This is a genomic window from Bradyrhizobium sp. AZCC 1578, from assembly GCF_036924675.1.
GTDB lineage: Bacteria > Pseudomonadota > Alphaproteobacteria > Rhizobiales > Xanthobacteraceae > Bradyrhizobium.
Window position 1 is genome coordinate 5508831 of sequence record NZ_JAZHRZ010000001.1, and the last position, 16880, is coordinate 5525710.

At 59.4% G+C, this 16880-nt stretch carries 14 protein-coding genes and 1 pseudogene; 8 read left to right on the plus strand and 7 right to left on the minus strand.

The window, feature by feature from the left end; translation table 11 throughout:
• Positions 1 to 4 precede the first annotated feature (4 nt).
• From V1290_RS26440 to V1290_RS26465, 6 genes are all read left to right on the plus strand, one after another.
• On the plus strand, positions 5 to 1543 hold the full coding sequence (locus V1290_RS26440) for an alkaline phosphatase D family protein (protein ID WP_334367082.1): 1539 nt from the start codon (positions 5 to 7) through the stop codon (positions 1541 to 1543).
• Positions 1544 to 1609: 66 nt separating this feature from the next.
• Positions 1610 to 2134 carry an inositol monophosphatase family protein gene (locus tag V1290_RS26445; RefSeq protein WP_334369176.1) on the plus strand — a complete coding sequence of 175 codons (525 nt, stop codon included), beginning with the start codon at positions 1610 to 1612 and terminating at the stop codon, positions 2132 to 2134.
• Positions 2131 to 3078 (plus strand): sugar-binding transcriptional regulator, encoded by a 948-nt coding sequence (locus tag V1290_RS26450; protein WP_334367083.1) that lies wholly within the window; start codon positions 2131 to 2133, stop codon positions 3076 to 3078. Before V1290_RS26445 ends, V1290_RS26450 begins: the two co-directional genes overlap by 4 nt.
• A 172-nt stretch (positions 3079 to 3250) precedes the next feature.
• A complete protein-coding gene (locus V1290_RS26455) occupies positions 3251 to 3415 on the plus strand; it encodes a hypothetical protein (protein WP_334367084.1) in 165 nt (54 codons plus the stop codon).
• An 861-nt stretch (positions 3416 to 4276) separates the two neighbouring features.
• Positions 4277 to 4453: a hypothetical protein gene (locus tag V1290_RS26460; RefSeq protein WP_334367085.1), complete on the plus strand. Its 177-nt coding sequence runs from the start codon at positions 4277 to 4279 to the stop codon at positions 4451 to 4453.
• Between the two features lie 112 nt (positions 4454 to 4565).
• On the plus strand, positions 4566 to 4733 hold the full coding sequence (locus tag V1290_RS26465) for a hypothetical protein (protein WP_334367086.1): 168 nt from the start codon (positions 4566 to 4568) through the stop codon (positions 4731 to 4733).
• 6 nt (positions 4734 to 4739) lie between these two features.
• On the opposite strand, the pseudogene V1290_RS26470 reads toward V1290_RS26465, so the two are convergent.
• Positions 4740 to 5078: pseudogene (locus V1290_RS26470) on the minus strand (SOS response-associated peptidase family protein); the annotation flags it as partial.
• Between the two features lie 190 nt (positions 5079 to 5268).
• Here V1290_RS26470 and glgX point away from each other — a divergent pair.
• Positions 5269 to 7500, plus strand: a complete 2232-nt coding sequence (gene glgX, locus V1290_RS26475) for a glycogen debranching protein GlgX (protein ID WP_334367087.1) — start codon at positions 5269 to 5271, stop codon at positions 7498 to 7500.
• Here glgX and V1290_RS26480 read toward each other — a convergent pair.
• Together V1290_RS26480 and V1290_RS26485 are read right to left on the minus strand one after the other, a co-directional pair.
• Positions 7497 to 9032 carry a putative maltokinase gene (locus V1290_RS26480; RefSeq protein ID WP_334367088.1) on the minus strand — a complete coding sequence of 512 codons (1536 nt, stop codon included), beginning with the start codon at positions 9030 to 9032 and terminating at the stop codon, positions 7497 to 7499. The two genes, glgX and V1290_RS26480, sit on opposite strands and share 4 nt — an antisense overlap.
• 35 nt (positions 9033 to 9067) lie before the next feature.
• Complete coding sequence (locus tag V1290_RS26485; protein ID WP_334367089.1) at positions 9068 to 11014, minus strand: alpha-1,4-glucan--maltose-1-phosphate maltosyltransferase; 1947 nt, start codon at positions 11012 to 11014, stop codon at positions 9068 to 9070.
• A 374-nt stretch (positions 11015 to 11388) separates the two neighbouring features.
• Here V1290_RS26485 and V1290_RS36580 point away from each other — a divergent pair, with 374 nt between their 5' ends.
• Positions 11389 to 11511: a DUF3072 domain-containing protein gene (locus V1290_RS36580; RefSeq protein ID WP_442895014.1), complete on the plus strand. Its 123-nt coding sequence runs from the start codon at positions 11389 to 11391 to the stop codon at positions 11509 to 11511.
• 1189 nt (positions 11512 to 12700) lie between these two features.
• Here the strand turns inward: V1290_RS36580 and V1290_RS26495 are convergent.
• The 4 genes from V1290_RS26495 to V1290_RS26510 form a co-directional block, all read right to left on the minus strand.
• Positions 12701 to 13108 (minus strand): hypothetical protein, encoded by a 408-nt coding sequence (locus tag V1290_RS26495; RefSeq protein ID WP_334367090.1) that lies wholly within the window; start codon positions 13106 to 13108, stop codon positions 12701 to 12703.
• A 462-nt stretch (positions 13109 to 13570) separates the two neighbouring features.
• Positions 13571 to 13732, minus strand: coding sequence for an NAD(P)-binding protein (locus V1290_RS26500; RefSeq protein WP_334367091.1), 162 nt, complete (start codon positions 13730 to 13732; stop codon positions 13571 to 13573).
• Positions 13733 to 13783: 51 nt separating this feature from the next.
• Positions 13784 to 15934 (minus strand): 1,4-alpha-glucan branching protein GlgB, encoded by a 2151-nt coding sequence (gene glgB, locus V1290_RS26505; RefSeq protein WP_334367092.1) that lies wholly within the window; start codon positions 15932 to 15934, stop codon positions 13784 to 13786.
• Positions 15931 to 16353: a hypothetical protein gene (locus tag V1290_RS26510; protein WP_334367093.1), complete on the minus strand. Its 423-nt coding sequence runs from the start codon at positions 16351 to 16353 to the stop codon at positions 15931 to 15933. Before V1290_RS26510 ends, glgB begins: the two co-directional genes overlap by 4 nt.
• Positions 16354 to 16880 lie beyond the last annotated feature (527 nt).

The following is a 16880-nucleotide window of genomic DNA, read 5'->3' on the forward strand; positions in this document are numbered from 1 at the left end:
CCTCATGATGCCGCGCCGACGCTTCCTCGCGGGCTCGCTGGCCAGCGCTGCGGTGGCATCGCCATTCGGAATCGTGCGCGGCGCACCGGTGACGTTCAGCGCTGACCCATATACGCTCGGCGTTGCGTCCGGTTGTCCGCGTGAAAACAGCATTATCCTGTGGACACGCCTCGCGCCCCGACCGCTCGAGGAGGGCGGGATGCCGCCTTCGCCGGTTGAGGTCGAATGGCAGATTGCGGAGGACGAAGGATTTGCGCACATCGCCGCGAAGGGCGTCGTTCGCGCGACTGCGGAGCTTGCGCATTCCGTGCATGCCCAGGCGACGGGGCTGCGCCCGGGCCGCGTCTATTGGTACCGGTTCCGCGCCGGTTCGGCGGTGAGCCCGGTCGGGCGCACCCGCACCGCGCCGGCAGCAGGCAACGGCAATGGCCGGTTTCGGTTCGCTTTCGCCTCCTGCCAGCAATACGAGCAGGGCTACTACGCCGCGTATCGCGACATGGCCGCGCGCGATCTCGATCTGGTCGTGCATCTCGGCGACTACATCTACGAAAAGTCCTGGGGCACGCGCCACGTACGTCAGCACGGCGTCGGGATACCGATGACGCTGGGAGAGTTCCGCAACCGCTACGCACTCTACAAATCCGATGCCGACCTGCAGGCCGCACACGCCGCCTTTCCGTGGCTGTCGATCTGGGACGACCACGAGGTGGCGGACGATTACGCCAACGACCGTTCCTACACCACGCGCGATCCGGAGCGATTCCTGAAGATTCGCGCCGCCGCTTACCAGGCCTATTACGAGCATATGCCGTTGCCGCCCTCGGCGCACCCGATCGGGCCGAATGCTACGATTTACGCGCATTACCGTTTCGGCGACATGCTGGACTTGCTGTTGCTCGACGAGCGCCAATACCGCTCCGCGCCGGCCTGCGTGCAAACTGGCCGTCCGGCGACAGTACCGGACTGTGCGGAACGGACCGAGAAGGTGCGCACCATGTTGGGAGATTCGCAGGAGCGATGGTTTGATGCGCGGTTGGGCGACAGGAGAGGGCGCTGGACCGTCGTGGCGCAGCAGACGCTGATGGCCGAGGCCAAACGTAAAGACGCCGAGGGCGGTGATCGCTTCCGGATGGACGGCTGGGATGGATATCCAAATGCCCGCCGTCGCCTGCTCGATTCGATCGTTACCCACAAGGTGCGCAATCCCGTCGTCATCGGCGGCGACCGACACGCCTTTTTTGCCGCCGATCTCAAGTGCGACTTTTCGCGGCCTCATGAGGCGACCATCGCGGCCGAATTCGTCGGCACCTCGATCACCTCGGACGGGCCGGGCGAGAGCAGCGTGCGCAACGCGCTCGCCGGCAATTCGGACCTGATCTACGCGAACGGCGAAAAGCGCGGCTATGCCGTCGTAGCGCTCGATGCGCGATCTTGTACGGTCGGTTTCGAGGCGCTTGAAGACGTCAAGGACGCGCACAGCGCGGTGCGCCGGCTTGCGACCTTCGCGGTCGAGGATGGCGTGCCCGGCGTGAAGGCAGCCTGAATTGAACAGCTTCCAGCCAACAGGGTTGATGCCGATGCCCGCTGAGACGGATTTGATGGCGCTGCCATTAACTACGCCACCGGTTTGCCGTGGTTCTCGGTGAGCGCCGCCTACCATGATGGCGGCGAGGCGCTGGTCGGCCTGGTCGAATCGCCGCTGGCCGACATCAGCGGCCGCTACGTGCGGGAGGCAGTAGCGACCGTGAACGGCAAGCCGGTGCGGGTGTCGGACACGCGCGCACTTGCGGACGCGGTGGTGTCGGTGATCCTGACCTCGCATTATCAGCCCGACGAAGTTCGGATGGCGACGGCCATTATCGAACAACTCGGCTCGGCGGTGCGCGGCGTCCGCATCGTGGTCTCGGGCGCGCTCGAAATGACATGGATCGCGGCCGGCCAGCTCGACGCGTTCGTGTCGGTCAAGGCCGACCTCGTCTCCCACGCCGCCGCGATGCCGCTGGTGCGTGCGGCGGGTGGACGTGTGACCACGATTGCGGGTACCGATTCGCGGTTTGACGATTTGCAAAAGATCGCCTCAAATGGTCACATTCATGACGAACTTTTGAGGCTGCTGCAGGAGATTGCGCTTTGAGTGACCAGACCATCCTGCGGGTCGCCTGGCTCTATTACATGGAAAATCTGACCCAGGCCGAGATCGGCGAGCGGCTCGGACTGACGCGCGCGCGAGTTAATCGTATGCTCTCGGAGGCGCGGCACAGCGGCGTCGTTAGCATCCGGCTCAATTCGGCGTTCGCAAACTGCACCGAGCTCGAACATCAGTTGCGGCAGCAATGCGGGCTCGATGATGCCGTGGTGATTCCGAGTCCGGAAAATCCCGAACTGGTGGCCAGCCTGATCGGAATGGCGGCGGGGGCCTATCTGTCGAAATTCCTGGAAGAGAAGCGCCCGCGCACCGTCGGCATCGGTTGGGGCGCGACCTTGCGCGAAACCATCCGTCACGTCACGCCCGCGGAATATCCGGAGCTCTGGATAGTCTCGATGATGGGTGGGCTTTCGCGCGGCCTTGAGCTCAACACCTTCGAGATCGCGGGCGAGCTCGCGCGCCGGCTGCACGCGAAATGCAGTTATCTGGCCGCTCCCATCTACGCCAGCAGCAGGCGCTCGCGCGACACCTTTATGGCGCAGGAAGTCTATGCGGAAGTATTGGACCATGTCGACCGGATCGACCTCGCGCTGCTCAGCATGGGCGACCTCTCGCCGCGCTCGCTGCTGGTTCGGCACGGCTTGCCGCCCGACGTCGGTATCGAGGATTTGCGCGCGGCCGGCGCCGTCGGTGACGTGCTGGGGCAGTACCTCGACCAGTCCGGCCGGCAGATCACCCACGGCATCAACGCGCGCGCGATCGCGTTGCCGATCGAGAAACTCGCGCGGGCGCCGACCGTGATGCTGATCGCGGGCGGGACCAACAAGGCGCCGGTCATTGCCGCGGCACTGCTCGGCCGTATTGGCAAGGTGCTGGTGACGGACGAGAAGGCCGCGGCCGGCGCGCTCAAGCTGATCGGCAAGCAGAAGTGAGCCTGTTTCTCGGGCTCGACGAGCGCCGACCAGCCCACGGTCCAGGGGAAACTGCCCGCCTGCCAGGCGTCGTAGGAGCACGCCGGACTTTTCCGCCGCGCCCTTTAGCGGAGCATAACGATAGGCGTTCCATTCGACGACATATTCGCCTTTTGGGTCCTTCGAACTTACGATGAAGTCGAGCAGAGCTTCTCCGGCATTGGCGTTCTCGATCACGTTCATGTTCACCAGCGGGTCAGTGGCCTTCCGCTTCTTCAACATGTCGACCTGGGCGCGAACTGCGCCCGTCACCGTCAGATCGCCTGTCACCCTCTCGACGATCAGCATCTGCGTATAGCTGCGGATGCTCTGGTCGGATGGCAGATACTCCTGCTTCGTGTAGCCGGGCGTGGGCCTGGAGCTCCAGACCAGCTTGTAAAACTTGCCATCGAACTGGATGGGGCCCGGAAGTCCGAGATAGTCGCTCACTGGCGCGGCCGCGGATGACAGTGACGCACTGCCAAAGAAAGCGGCACATGCGATTGAAACGACAAGGCTGACTATTGGTGTTCTCGCCAACATCGCGAGCACTTGCCTCGATCAGAGTTTCGGAAAATCGTTGCTCTCGCCAAGCCGGTGCGGCTCAGATCCATGTCACTGGTTCTCAGCGCGCTGACGGGCCCTTCGTCCCTCTTCGCCCCCAAGCTGCCAGGCGGTGCGCTTCAGCCAGTCATCGGCACTCGCTTTGCCGTATAGCTGCACCCGCCGATGATACTCAGGCTCAAGCTGACGCTTCAACTGCTCGCGGCGCACCGGATCTGGTCCTGAAGTGACTGGGGCCCGACGCGGCTGATCTTGCGCCGCTCCTTAACGCTGCAGACGTTGCTGGTGACGTCGAATGTTGTGGTGACGCTGCGATTCGAGGTGAGGCGTAAGCCAATTCATCTGAGCAACAGCCTGGTTGCTGACAACCCCGGGAGGATCAAGCATTCCGACCGTGGCGAGAACAGCCAACCCAGCGACCTGCGCGCTCTTTTTCATTTTCATTCGCATCCTTGCAGTGCGTCATTGCAGACCGTCGATGCCTTGAGTGACCGACAAAACAGAGGATTTTTATGGCATGATCGCGATCGAAACCGCTTTACATCGCATCTGAGCTCGCTGAGATGGTGCAATGACGGATGCGGGCTGACGCGAAACAGGTCTTAAATCAGGCGGCGTGACCGTCGAGCAGCAACATGTAGTCGTCGCCGCTGCGACCGAGTTCGAGCGTGAGTTCACGGAACTTGTCGCAGCTGAAGACTGCGTCTTGGCATCAGCCGACGTTGCTGACCGCCTGCCGTTGGCGCTGCCGACTTTCAGACGCTCAGCCAATCTGTCAGATGACATCGAATGAGGCCTTGAAGAGCGGTCACGCAACCCATCGGCACCTTCGCCCGTCGCAGCGACCTTCTCCGCACTTATCGACATGCTCAAGATGATCTGTGAGCGGGAAATGAGGATCCACGATGAGCATCATCGAGCGCGAGCCCCATCTCGGTCGCGCCCCAGCAACGGATGGGGAGTTGATTGCTTGCAATAAACCGGTTTGGCATCTCAATGGATGGAATCGTGTCTCTGCCGCTTTGCAGGTCCGCGCCACGGGCGACAATCCTGATCGCATCGTCGGGCAATAGTCGTTAAAGAGCCCTGGCTTCATCCCAAAGTGCATGCATCCACACGTCGCGCTCTTCGTCTGTCGTCAGGATGACCGGGCATGGCTTTCGGATGAATAGTTTCAACTACCGCATTCGGCCGAGTTATCAGGAAGCCATAGACTAGATGTGGCCCAGGAATTGGCTTCGACTTGGTGCTCCGGTCGCCCTTGAATCTGTCCACATGCCAGCGAAGGCGCACGGTGGACGCTCTTCGTTCAGCGCGAACCAAACAACGTCTTTCTTCTTCGTCTCTGGATTGGTTTCAGGTGCGTACTCGGCAAAACTGTTCAACGGCACCAAGCATCGATTCTCGGGCTTCAACCAGCCGCATAGAGTGATCGAGCGGGACACAAAGCGTTGGATCGCTAAAGCTAGGGGGCTTCAAGGAGTCGCTCCGAACATGGGCAGCTGTTCTACGCCTGGCGGATGGCAGGAACCAAAGCATGGATACAGCTTTTATTTGACAGCGCATAGCTGCCCTCGCGTGCTGCGAGGGAAGCGTTTGAGATGATTCATGAACAAGATCAAGGATGAGAGACTGGCCCTGGCGGCGGCAAGCCTTCGGCATGCGCCGGTGCTCGAAGGCAAGCCCTTTCCGCTTGGGGCGACCTGGGACGGCCTTGGCGTTAATTTCGCGCTGTTTTCGGCTCATGCCACAAAGGTCGAGCTCTGCCTATTCGACGACAGCGGCGAGAAAGAGATCGAACGCATCGAACTGCCCGAATACACCGATGAAGTCTGGCACGGTTATATACCGACCGCACGTCCGGGCACAGTCTATGCCTACCGGGTCCATGGCCCTTACGAGCCAGATGTCGGACACCGTTTCAATCCCAACAAGCTCGTGATCGATCCTTATGCTAAGCAGCTCGTGGGCAAGCTGTGTTGGGGACCCGAATTATTCGGTTATGAGCTCGGTCACCCGGATAAGGACAAGTCCTTCGATCCACGGGACAGCGCGCATCTCATGCAAAAATGCCGAGTGATAGATCCCGCCTTCACTTGGGGCCGCGCGGCAAAGCCCGAGGTGCCGTGGGACCGCACCATTCTTTACGAGATGCATATCAAAGGTTTTACCCGGAGCCATCCGCTTGTACCTGAAGGCGACCGCGGCACCTTCGCCGGACTTTGCCATCCACATATCCCTGCTTATCTTCGAGCGCTTGGGATCACGAGCGCGGAATTTTTACCCGTCCAAGCATTCGTGGATGATAGTTATCTTGTGGAGAAGGGCCTGCGTAACTATTGGGGCTATAACTCGCTTGCGTTTTTCGCGCCCGAGCCGCGCTATCTCAAGACACCTTTTGCGAACGAGTTCAAGGAAGCCGTCAATCAGTTCCATGCCCATGGTATCGAGGTGATACTCGACGTCGTCTATAATCACACTGCCGAAGGGAACGAACTCGGGCCAACGCTTTCCTTCAAAGGCATCGACAACGCGAGCTATTATCGTCTGCTCCCCGAGGAGAAGCGTTGCTACATTAATGACACCGGTACTGGGAATACGTTAAACCTTTCGCACCCGCGCGTGCTGCAGATGGTCGCGGACAGCCTGCGCTACTGGGCGGCCGAAATGCGCGTGGATGGTTTCCGCTTCGACCTTGCGACCATCCTCGCAAGGGAGCCCTACGGCTTCGATGAAGGCGGCGGCTTTCTAGATGCCTGCCGGCAGGATCCGATACTATCGTCAGTCAAGCTGATCGCCGAGCCTTGGGATGTAGGCCCGGGCGGCTATCAGGTCGGCCAATTTCCCCCTGGATGGGCGGAATGGAATGATAAATTCAGGGACGCGGTGCGGCGCTTTTGGAAAGGGGATGAGTGCATGACGCCCGAATTTGCGCGGCGCATCACCGCATCGGGCGACCTCTTCAATAAGCGTGGTCGCAGGCCATGGTCGTCCGTCAACTTCGTTACGGCGCATGACGGCTTCACACTGAACGACGTCGTTTCCTATAATGATAAACACAACGAGGCCAATGGCGAAGACAACCGCGACGGACACTCGATTAATTATTCCTGGAATCACGGCGCTGAAGGGCCGACCGATGATTTTGAGATCATCAAGCTTCGCGAGCAGCAAAAACGCAATCTCCTTGCGACGACGTTGCTGTCGCACGGGACACCTATGATCCTTGCGGGTGATGAGTTTGGCCATGCTCAAGGCGGCAACAATAATGCCTATGCTCAGGACAATGACACGACCTGGCTCAATTGGCTCGGCATCTCGGCCGAAGGCCGCGCCTTGCGGGAATTTGTCCGCAAGCTAATCGCCACACGGCAGGCCTTTCCCATCTTGCATCGCTCAAGGTTCGTCATCGGCAATGTCAATGAAGAACTTGACGTGAAGGACGTAAGCTGGCTCGCGCCTAACGGGAGGGAGATGGCAACGGCAGATTGGGACAATCCAGCCACGCGATGTTTCGGTATGCTGCTTGACGGAAGGGCACAGGAAACTGGCGTCAAACGACAAGGCTCAAATGCAACACTGCTGCTTATTTATAACGCGCACCATGAGGCGGTCGAATTCATCTTGCCCGAAGTGCCGCCGGGCCGCGCGTGGGCCGGGCTCATTGACACGCATGTAGCGGATGTAACGTTGACGATTTATCCGTTTGGCCAGCGCCTGAAGGTCGCTGCTCGCTCAATGCTCGCGCTCGGGCTCGCAACGGAAGAGACGATGACGCGACGGCTCCGTCAGGGCCTTGCTGCCATCATGGACGTCGCTGAATTCCCATTACCCGTCTAGGTCACGCCTCCTTCTTCGAGAACGCGCAGGACACCTTGCAGGGGCACGGAAATCCACGCCGGCCGGTAGGAAAGCTCGTACTCAACCTCGTAGAACGCCTTTTCAAGGAGAAAGAAATTCAACATCGCTTTAGCGTCATCAGATCGAGCTGGCCAGAGAGCCGAGGGGCCCATCGCTTCCTGGTAAGCGCTGAGAAAGCCATCTGTGGACTGGTCACGCCAGGCGTGTAAGGCCCGCAACGCCGACGGGGTGAGCTTTTCGGATTTCTGCCTCTGCTGTCCCAAGGCCATGGCGGCGTAGTCCAATGAGCGCAACACGCCTGCGACGTCGCGCGCAGCCGGAGCCTTGCGCCTCCGGTCTGCCAAAGGCCGGCTCGGCTCCCCTTCGAAGTCGATAATGACGGCGTCCTCACCGGCTACGAGCACCTGACCCAAATGCAAATCGCCGTGATGGCGTATCTTGCAAGGGCCATGCGTATGACTGATCAAGTGAGCTGCGTAACCGGACAGTGCGGATCTGACTCGGAGCAGGCGCTCCACGAGGGGCCGGTCGTTTGCGTCCAGCGGCGTCTCCTCCAACCTATTGAAAATGCGAGCCGCGCGTTCCACGAGATCGCCGATCCAAAAATCGAGATCACGTTCGTTGATCGGCTCAGGCTTGAACGCCGCTACGTCGTCGCGACTCGCCAGGGCGCAATGCATCTCAGCGACGCGGCATCCCAAGTGCCGCACCCACTGAAGGTAGTCCCGCCGTGTGGTGAGCGCCTTATCGCGCTCCTCAGAGCCTTCCGCCATCGCATCGAGGTAAATGCTGAGGCGATCGACCGACCAGGTCCAGGCGTCGCCATGGTTCGGCACAAATGCATGGACAATGCCGAGGGCATAGCTTGCGGAATCATAAGTGGCCTCGACGTGGCCGAGCAGCGCAGGCGTATGCGTAAAATTCGTCGCCTCGGTCAGAAAGTACCCCATCTCTATCTCGGGATTTTGGCCGGGCTCGATATGACGGTACAGCTTGACGACATAGTCTTGGTCAACGAGCGCCGTACTGTTGGATTGCTCACCTTGGATGGCGCGAACCCGGGCTGTGGCACGCGGAGGCCGACTTCCGAGTTTGGTCGTGGGCTTGAAATCCAGCCGCCAACCCGAGCCGGCGATAGAAACCTCCCGCCGAAGGTGATCAAGGAGCTTCTGGATGAAAGCAGGATCAGCGGCGACATCGCGCAGTAATCCTTCGCGCTCGCCCTGGCGCAAAGGGGCAACAATGGATTTTTCAAGTTCGGGGCCCGCGTCAACGGACCAGTCGGCCGTCAAGGGTAGAAGATAATGCGCGTGATGGTCAGTCTCGATGACAATGAAAACGGTCGCGTTCCCGGAAAAGGGGAGGCGTGCAATGATCTTCGGCTTAATCCGTTTCGCAGAGTTGCGAGGAAACCACCTGGCCTTCGCGAGATAGGCTGGAAGGAAATGTTCTTCGAGAGCCGCAGTCACCTCGCTGTTCGCAAACCATGAAGACCCTTCGGGTGTCTCCAAGAACGCGAGGCTCCTACCGGGGGCGCCCATCTTCGCTAACCCGAGCATCGGAAAATAAGCACGGGATCATGCATGGGATCGATCCAAAGGCGCATACCGCCGTAAGTCACAGGAGAGGTCGGACCGGTTTTGAGATTTTCGAGCGCGGTCACGGGCTTCAAGTCGCCATTGCCTAGCCGCACCTGCACATCTCCGAGCGGGAGCCAGAATTCGTGGAAACCACCTGTCAACGCGATGACGGTTACGACGACGTTTGTCTGATCGGCAGAATGCTTGACGTACGCAGTGACTGAGGGGTCCTCCACCGGCAGGAAGCGGATCGCGGAGGTCTGTTGCAGCGCTGCGTTTTCGCGCCGGATACGATTGATTTGGGCGATGTAGGACTTGATGTTACCGGGCTTGTCCCAGTCGCGGGATTTTAACTCGTATTTTTCGGAATTAAGATACTCCTCGCGGCCTGGTATCGGCTCATGCTCGAGCAGTTCAAAACCGTTATAGATGCCGTAGTTGCTCGATAACGTCGCAGCCAGCGCAAGCCGCGCCTTGAAGATCCATGGTTCGCCGCGTTGAAGATGGAACGGCAGGATATCAGGCGTGCTAACGAAGAAATTGGGGCGAAAGAATTCTCGCTCGGGGTAGCCGGCGAGCTCGCTTACATACTGCTCGATTTCCCATCTCTCCGTTCGCCACGTAAAGTACGTGTAGGACTGCGTGAAGCCGAGCTTGGCGAGCCCCTTCATCACCTTGGGCCTGGTGAATGCCTCAGACAGGAACAACACGTCGGGATCGCGCGCTTGCACCTCCTTGATCAACCACTCCCAAAAGCGAAACGGCTTGGTGTGCGGGTTATCAACGCGAAAGATTTTAACGCCTTGCGACACCCAGAACAGCACGACATCGCGCAACGCACGATACAAGCCTTTGGCATCCTTCGAATCGAAATCAACATTCACGATGTCTTCGTATTTTTTTGGGGGGTTCTCCGCGTATTTTATCGAGCCGTCTGGGCGGCGCTTAAACCACTCCGGATGCTGCTTCAACCAAGGGTGATCCGGTGAGCATTGAATAGCGAAGTCGAGTGCGACCTCCATGCCCGCGGCGCAGCATGCCGCAACAAACCGCCGAAATTCATCAAGGCTTCCAAGCTGCGGATGGATAGCGTCGTGTCCACCCTCATGTGAGCCAATCGCGTAAAAGCTGCCCGGGTCACCGTCGGCCGCCCTGAGAGCATTGTTGCGTCCCTTGCGGTTCGTGCGCCCAATCGGGTGGATGGGCGTCAGATAAACGACATCGAAGCCCATGGCCTGGATGTCAGGAAGACGATCAATGCAGTCGTTCCACGTGCCGTGCTGTCCGGGGCGAGGACTCTGGCTGCGCGGCACCATCTCGTACCAAGAGCTGTAGCGAGCCTGGGGCCTATCCACCATGAGTGTAAGTGGCTTCGATCGGGTCAGATCCGTACGCTCTTGCCCTTCAGCCATCGCCTTTTTGAGGTCATCGGAGAGCAGGACCTCGCACTTGCCCGATTGTAAGAAGGTTTCGCATGCACGGGCCAGCTTCGCGGTAGTTTCCTGACCGCCGCTAACGGCGCGGGCAAGCAGGGAAGCCCCTTCCATGGCGTCAAGCTCGGTCGCCACGTTGGCTTTCCGTTTCTGTTCAAAGCCATGTCGCCAGGTGGCGAATTCGTCGGTCCACGCCTCGATTGCGCAGCTGTAGCGGCCGGTCTTCTCAGGCACGAAGGCTCCCACCCAGCGGTCGTTGCCGTGGTGGGTCATGGGAGTCCGTTGCCAATCGGATTCAGGCTCGCGGCGCCATATCAAGTCGGCCGCAACGACATCGTGACCGTCGCGATAGATGTCTGCCCAGACCTCAACAGTCTCGCCCACGATCCGCTTGACCGCAAAGCGGCCGCAGTCAATGGAGGGGAAGATCTCCTCGATATGAAAAGCCTGCTTTACGGAAGCGTTTACAAAAGCGTTCATGGGATGCTGAGGACGCGGCCACACCGAGACTTACGTACGAATGCCGTACGTGCCCGATTAGTTCCTGGCTGCTCGCTCGTCCCTCGCGGAGGGAACTATTTAGGGACTGCTCGGTTAGAGCTTCAGGACAATTCGTCCTGGTTTTTGGCGACGCATTGAGTGACCTCAAGAGGCAATCGAATATTGCGACCTGTCGCTGGACCTGTCGCTACAAGTCAGTCCTCGATCCTCTTGCTCCGGTGCTTCGAACGGATTGGTCGCTCACATGCTGCAGCCAAGACTGCGTTCATCAGCTGGGCGCTTAAGCCAGGAGTGTTACCTGAGTAGTCCGAAACGGAGCCAATCGGCAACCTGCAAAGGACCCAGATGACTGGGTGTCTGGCGATGATCCGATGACGGGCGCGCAGGCATCGTATCTCAAGACACTCTGCGGCCCCCTCGAACATCATTTGGTCGAAAGGCATGACAAGAGTTCTCTACGAAAGCGCCAGCGGTGATCTCCGGCGGCTGGTCCGCGATCCGCAGTCGGGTGTCGCGATGGTGGAGCACAAGCCGAACGTCAGCTCTGGGGACTTACGTCCCTGATCGAAATCGGACAATTCCTTCGAGCTGGCTAGCGCAATGCCAGGGAACAATGGTCAGTCTTGCCAGTTGGCAAGAAGAGACAATCAGCCGGCATCGGATGGCGGCCATGATTTATCCGTGAACTGTCGTCCTTATCCTGTTGGCGGGGGCCGCTAGTGCCGCCGTGCTGATTGTTATGGGTATGGACGCGGACATCGCTTCGCGCAAACCGCATCGACCCATGTAAGTCCTCTAAGTCCTCCGCCGCGCGGTCACCGCTGCTCTCTATACGGAACTCAATCCCGAACAAACCACCCGCTCCAGCGTTGAAATTATCACCACACGATCTCTGGCAATCATCGGTGATAAGACCGCAATTCCGCTCCACGCACCCTTAAATGGATGGAGCAAGCGCATGGGCGAGCGTGACGGTCCCGATGATCCTCTCAAGAAAAGACTGCTGGAAGATGCAGAGCGTCTCCTGAGAGAGGCAGGACGTCTCCGTCAGGAAGCACGAAGAACTCCGACGGGCATTGAGCGCGAACGCCTGCTTCGTAAGGCCCGCCAACTTGAGACGGCCGCGCGTATGCAGGAATGGCTTAGCTCGCCGGGTCTAAGAGCCCCCGACTAAAATCACAAAAGCCACGCGGGCGTTACACCGCATGGCTTTTGTTGGGACTGTCCCCGTCGGCGCGGGAATTCCATCCGCTCTCCGATAAAACGCAGATCCCTTCCGGACGTTCCGGACCTCCTTTGCGCCAGCTGAGTTTGTGAGCCGCCTTCGGAACCGCAACCTTTTTTATCGAGGTGAATTGATCTCAGGCTGCGGGGCCTCGCAAATCTGGGAGGCGAGCCATGCTCTTATCTCTAGGCGACGCCTTCCTTGCCGTCGCGACATTGGGAACCGCAGTCCTGATCGAGATCGCGGCTTTCATAGTCTTGGGACTGATCTAAAGGATCACCGGCTGGCGACCGCGCGCGATTGCTCGTCGATTTAAGTTCACTCTTGGACATTTTCTGCGGAACCAAGCGCCGTTAATGTTTGGTTAATCGTACAGAGTGGGGATGCGTGCGCTTTTAGGTTGCGCATCCGGAAGGACTGCCTCAGAACGGCATGTCTATTCAGCGGGAGCGCTTCGGCAGTTTCGGAAGTTTCGCGGGGTCAAATCTTGGCGGCGGCCTGCTCGGCTCTGGCGCGGCTTGCTGCTCTTCGATGTGAATGAGCGTTCCCTCAAGGACCACGCCCGGAAACTGCTCAGCCGTGGCAACGTAACGAGCGATCTTGCCGCGGCACGTTCCCTCAAGGGTCAGCTTGAGTTCATCGCCGCCGCCAAAAACCGTGGGCTGTCCGTCGGTATGTCTCTTGGTCGTTACGATCGCGGTGAACCGATCGCCATCGACCTCGCAAGTGCCGCTGTAGGTCATGATGCTATCGCGACCCCAGATTTTCCCGTTCGCAACATGGGCGATGCCGGTGCCCTGGCCCAGTGGGGTCTTGAACCACGCCGCATATGTGCCGTCTTTGAGCATGGGAGACTGCTCTCCTCGGTTTTTGCAAGAGCCCACCAGATGATCGGCACAACTACCGCTAAGACTTGGTTAAGCTTGGCATCCTGTGTTGAAAAAGTCCCTTCTGGTTGATGACTGAAAATTCTCAGGGATCGCTCGTGCATTTCACGCGCTGCGATGTGAGGGACCACAACGATTAACGCAAAAGCGACCACCGACGCTCGCATCGAATCTGCGGAGCCTTGCAGCGGCTGAGATCATCAACATTCGACATTCGCGAGATTTTTGGAGCCCTTCCAACCCTGCCCGGGGGCTGGGTTTTCAGCCGATGGCAAGGGATAGAAGGCTTAGGGCCGTCAGCTAGAGGTCGATTTCAAACGTAACACCGCCGACCTAACGGAATATCTTCGTTAGGTGGCGCCGCTCAAACTACTCGGCCCTCAGATCCCCAGCATAGGTATGTCTGAGCCCTGCCTAAAGGGTTCAAAAGAAAACCCAGCACCCAAGGGCCGCTTGGGCAAGGACAATCCAGGCTGCGCGGCTTGCTCCATCGTCGAATATCGCGACATGGCGGTGATACCCCGCCAGGTAGACGGCAGCCGTCAACCCCGATAGTCCGCCTCCAATTATAAATACAGTCGCCAAGGCCCATTACCGTGCTAGATCCCAAAGTTATGGCGAAGGATGCCAGGCGCTTTAGAAACTCTGCTCCGGGACGATGAAGAGCGCCGCCAAGGGCGGCAGAGTTAAAGTGAGCCTGGGGACAATTTCATCAGGCGCGTGTATTTCGCCGCCGTTTCCCACGTTACTGCCACCATAAGACGCCGAGTCCGAGTTGAATATTTCGATCCATCTGCCATGGAAAGGCACGCGGATGCGATAGTGGCGGTAGACGTTTGGCGAGAAGTTGACAATTACGAGACACCGTGATCGGGGTTGGTCACCTTTGCGCATCCACGCAAAGACATTCTTGTTCGCATCATCAATCAACCATTCGAAGCCGGCTTGGTTACAGTCCATCTCGTACAGCGCCGGCACGCTGCGATAGAGGCGGTTGAGATCGCGGATCAAGTTCTGGATACCGACATGCTTCTGTTGCGCCAGCAGGTGCCAGTCCAGCGAATGATCGTGGTCCCATTCGCGTTCCTGGCCGAACTCGCAGCCCATGAACATCAGCTTCTTGCCGGGATGGCCGAACATGAAGCTGTAATAGGCACGCAGATTGGCAAAGCGGTGCCACTCGTCGCCGGGCATGCGCCCGAGAATCGAGCGTTTGCCGTGCACCACTTCGTCGTGGGACAGCGGCAGGACAAAGTTTTCCGAAAACGCGTAATGCAGGCCGAACAGGATGTCGCCGTGGTGGTGCTTCCGATATATCGGGTCCTTGCCGATATAATTCAGCGTGTCGTGCATCCAGCCCATGTTCCATTTGAAGCCGAAGCCGAGCCCGCCAAATTCGACCGGCCGCGAGACCTGCGGCCACGCGGTGGATTCCTCCGCGGCCGTGGTGGCCCGCGGAAATTGTCCGAACAGTTCGATGTTGAAGCGGCGCAGGAAGTCGATGGCTTCGAGATTCTCACGTCCGCCATACTGGTTCGGGATCCATTCCCCGGCGGGCCGGCTGTAGTCGAGATAGAGCATCGAGGCGACGGCATCGACGCGCAGGCCGTCAATACCGTAACGGTCGAGCCAGAACAGCGCGTTGGAGATCAGGAAATTGGCCACCTCGGTGCGGCCGTAATTGTAGATAAGCGTGCCCCAGTCGAGATGGCGGCCCTGCAGTGGATTGGCGTGCTCGTAGAGCGCGGTGCCGTCGAAATAGCCGAGGCCGTGCGGGTCATCAGGGAAATGTCCGGGTACCCAGTCGAGCCACACGGCGAGCCCCTCGCGATGGCAGGCGTCGACGAGTGTGGAAAAATCCTCCGGCGTGCCGAACCGGCTGGTGGGGGCGTAGAGGCCTGTCGGCTGATAGCCCCAGGAACCGTCGAACGGATGCTCGCTGACGGGAAGAAACTCGATATGTGTGAAGCCGAGGTCCTTAGCATAGGCCGGGAGCTGTTCGGCGAGGTCGCGATAGCTCAGCCATTCATTGCCGTTCTTGCGCCGCCATGAGCCGAGATGAACCTCGTAGATCGAGATCGGCGCACCCAGTGCGTTCATGCCCGACGGCGCCGCGCGCGGATGCGGAATCCGACTTTCATCGACGACAACAGATGCCGTGCTGGGGCGCATCTCGGCGGCAAAGGCCACCGGATCGGATTTCAGCGGCAGGTGCCGGCCGTCGGGGCCGATTATATCGAACTTGTAGCGGTCGCCGGCGCGGGCATGGGGCACGAACAGCTCCCAATAGCCAACGCCGCGCACCCGCATCGGATGCCGCCGCGCGTTCCAGTAGTTGAAATCGCCGGCCACGCTGACGCCCTCGGCATTCGGCGCCAGCACCACGAACGCCACGCCCTCCACGCCCTCCAGCGTCATCGGATGCGCGCCGAGCTTGTCGTAGATCCGCAGATGGGTGCCTTCGCCCAGCAGATAGAGATCGAAGTCGCTCAATACAGGCGGAAAGCGATAGGGATCGTCGAGATCGACGACATTGTCGTCGAAGCGGGCGCGCAAGTGGTATTTCGTCGAGCCGTTCGGCAGCGCGCCGGCAAACAATCCGGCGTCGTGGATGCGCTGAAGCGGCGCCGGCTCGCCATGGTCGCCAATCGCTTCCACGTTGGAAGCTTCAGGCAGGAAGGCGCGCACCACGTTCTGGCCGCTCTCGCTGTGCAGGCCGAGATAGTGAAAGGGATCGGAATGCTTGCCTTCGATGATCGCGTAGGCCTCGGCGGGTAGCTTGGTCATGGCTTCAAAGGCCTTCCAATATCCTTGGCTATCCCGCCGGGCGGAACTCCGAGCCACTCAGGCCGATAAGACATTTCGTACTCGACCTCATAGATTGCCTCCTCAAGTAGGAAGAACCTGAGCACTCCGTTTGCTGCATCGTCATCAGGCCATAGGCCTGACTCTCTGACGACTTTGCAGTAGGCATGCAGGAACGTTTCCGTCGCCCAATTGCGCCATGTCGAAAAAATTGGATAGAGCCTTTGGCGGTCCTCGACCGCACCCCACCGGTGAAGGGCCGCCATAAACGAGTAATCGATCGATCGAATGACACCTGCAACGTCACGAGCCGTCGGTGCGACGCCGACGGTGGTGTCGCGGTCATAGCGGTAGCGGTCATCCCGATCCCGTCCGATCTGAACATCGACGCCTTGGGCCATCTTGGACGGCTTCAGCCTTTGCCAGACTGGCAAGCGGGGCGGTTGTCTGCGCCGCTGCGGCTGTTGCTACGACAAGCGATCCTTAGCATGGGGGAGTTCCTCCCTGGGCTTGAACCGTTGTAACGGGCGCCAACAGTGACCGTTCCATCTTGTCTCCCGGCGACGGCTGGCAGCTCTCAATCCGGTGGTTCTGGACTAACCGATCCGCATAGAGGGCAATGCTCAAGACTTGTCCGGGGAAGGGGGCCCCGAACCGCGCAGGCCCCGCTCCCTAGCGGCGCAAGATCCGTGTGGCCCGGAAATTTCCGGTTGGGTTTCAAGTAGTTGGTTCCTTGGAGCTAGTTTGTCTATGACGTTTCCTTCGGAGGACGTTCCCGAGAGTTTGTTCTGGGAGTGTAAGTGTTTCTCCGTCCGAACCGCCAACAGGAGAACGTTTTGTTGCGGCGCGGTTCCCCATCCAAGTAAGCATGGTGTTATCGGAGATCGATGCTGGGGTTAGGGCGGGGCTGAGTGAGATCGAGCGTGAA

Excerpts from the sequence above, each read along its gene's own strand:
- glgB (WP_334367092.1), bottom strand. The coding sequence starts at position 15,934 with ATGACCAAGCTACCCGCCGAGGCCTACGCGATCATCGAAGGCAAGCAT.
- V1290_RS26495 (WP_334367090.1), bottom strand. The coding sequence starts at position 13,108 with ATGCTCAAAGACGGCACATATGCGGCGTGGTTCAAGACCCCACTGGGC.
- V1290_RS26485 (WP_334367089.1), bottom strand. The coding sequence starts at position 11,014 with ATGAACGCTTTTGTAAACGCTTCCGTAAAGCAGGCTTTTCATATCGAG.
- glgX (WP_334367087.1), top strand. The coding sequence starts at position 5,269 with ATGAACAAGATCAAGGATGAGAGACTGGCCCTGGCGGCGGCAAGCCTT.
- V1290_RS26510 (WP_334367093.1), bottom strand. The coding sequence starts at position 16,353 with ATGGCCCAAGGCGTCGATGTTCAGATCGGACGGGATCGGGATGACCGC.
- V1290_RS26440 (WP_334367082.1), top strand. The coding sequence starts at position 5 with ATGATGCCGCGCCGACGCTTCCTCGCGGGCTCGCTGGCCAGCGCTGCG.
- V1290_RS26455 (WP_334367084.1), top strand. The coding sequence starts at position 3,251 with ATGAAGTCGAGCAGAGCTTCTCCGGCATTGGCGTTCTCGATCACGTTC.
- V1290_RS26465 (WP_334367086.1), top strand. The coding sequence starts at position 4,566 with ATGAGCATCATCGAGCGCGAGCCCCATCTCGGTCGCGCCCCAGCAACG.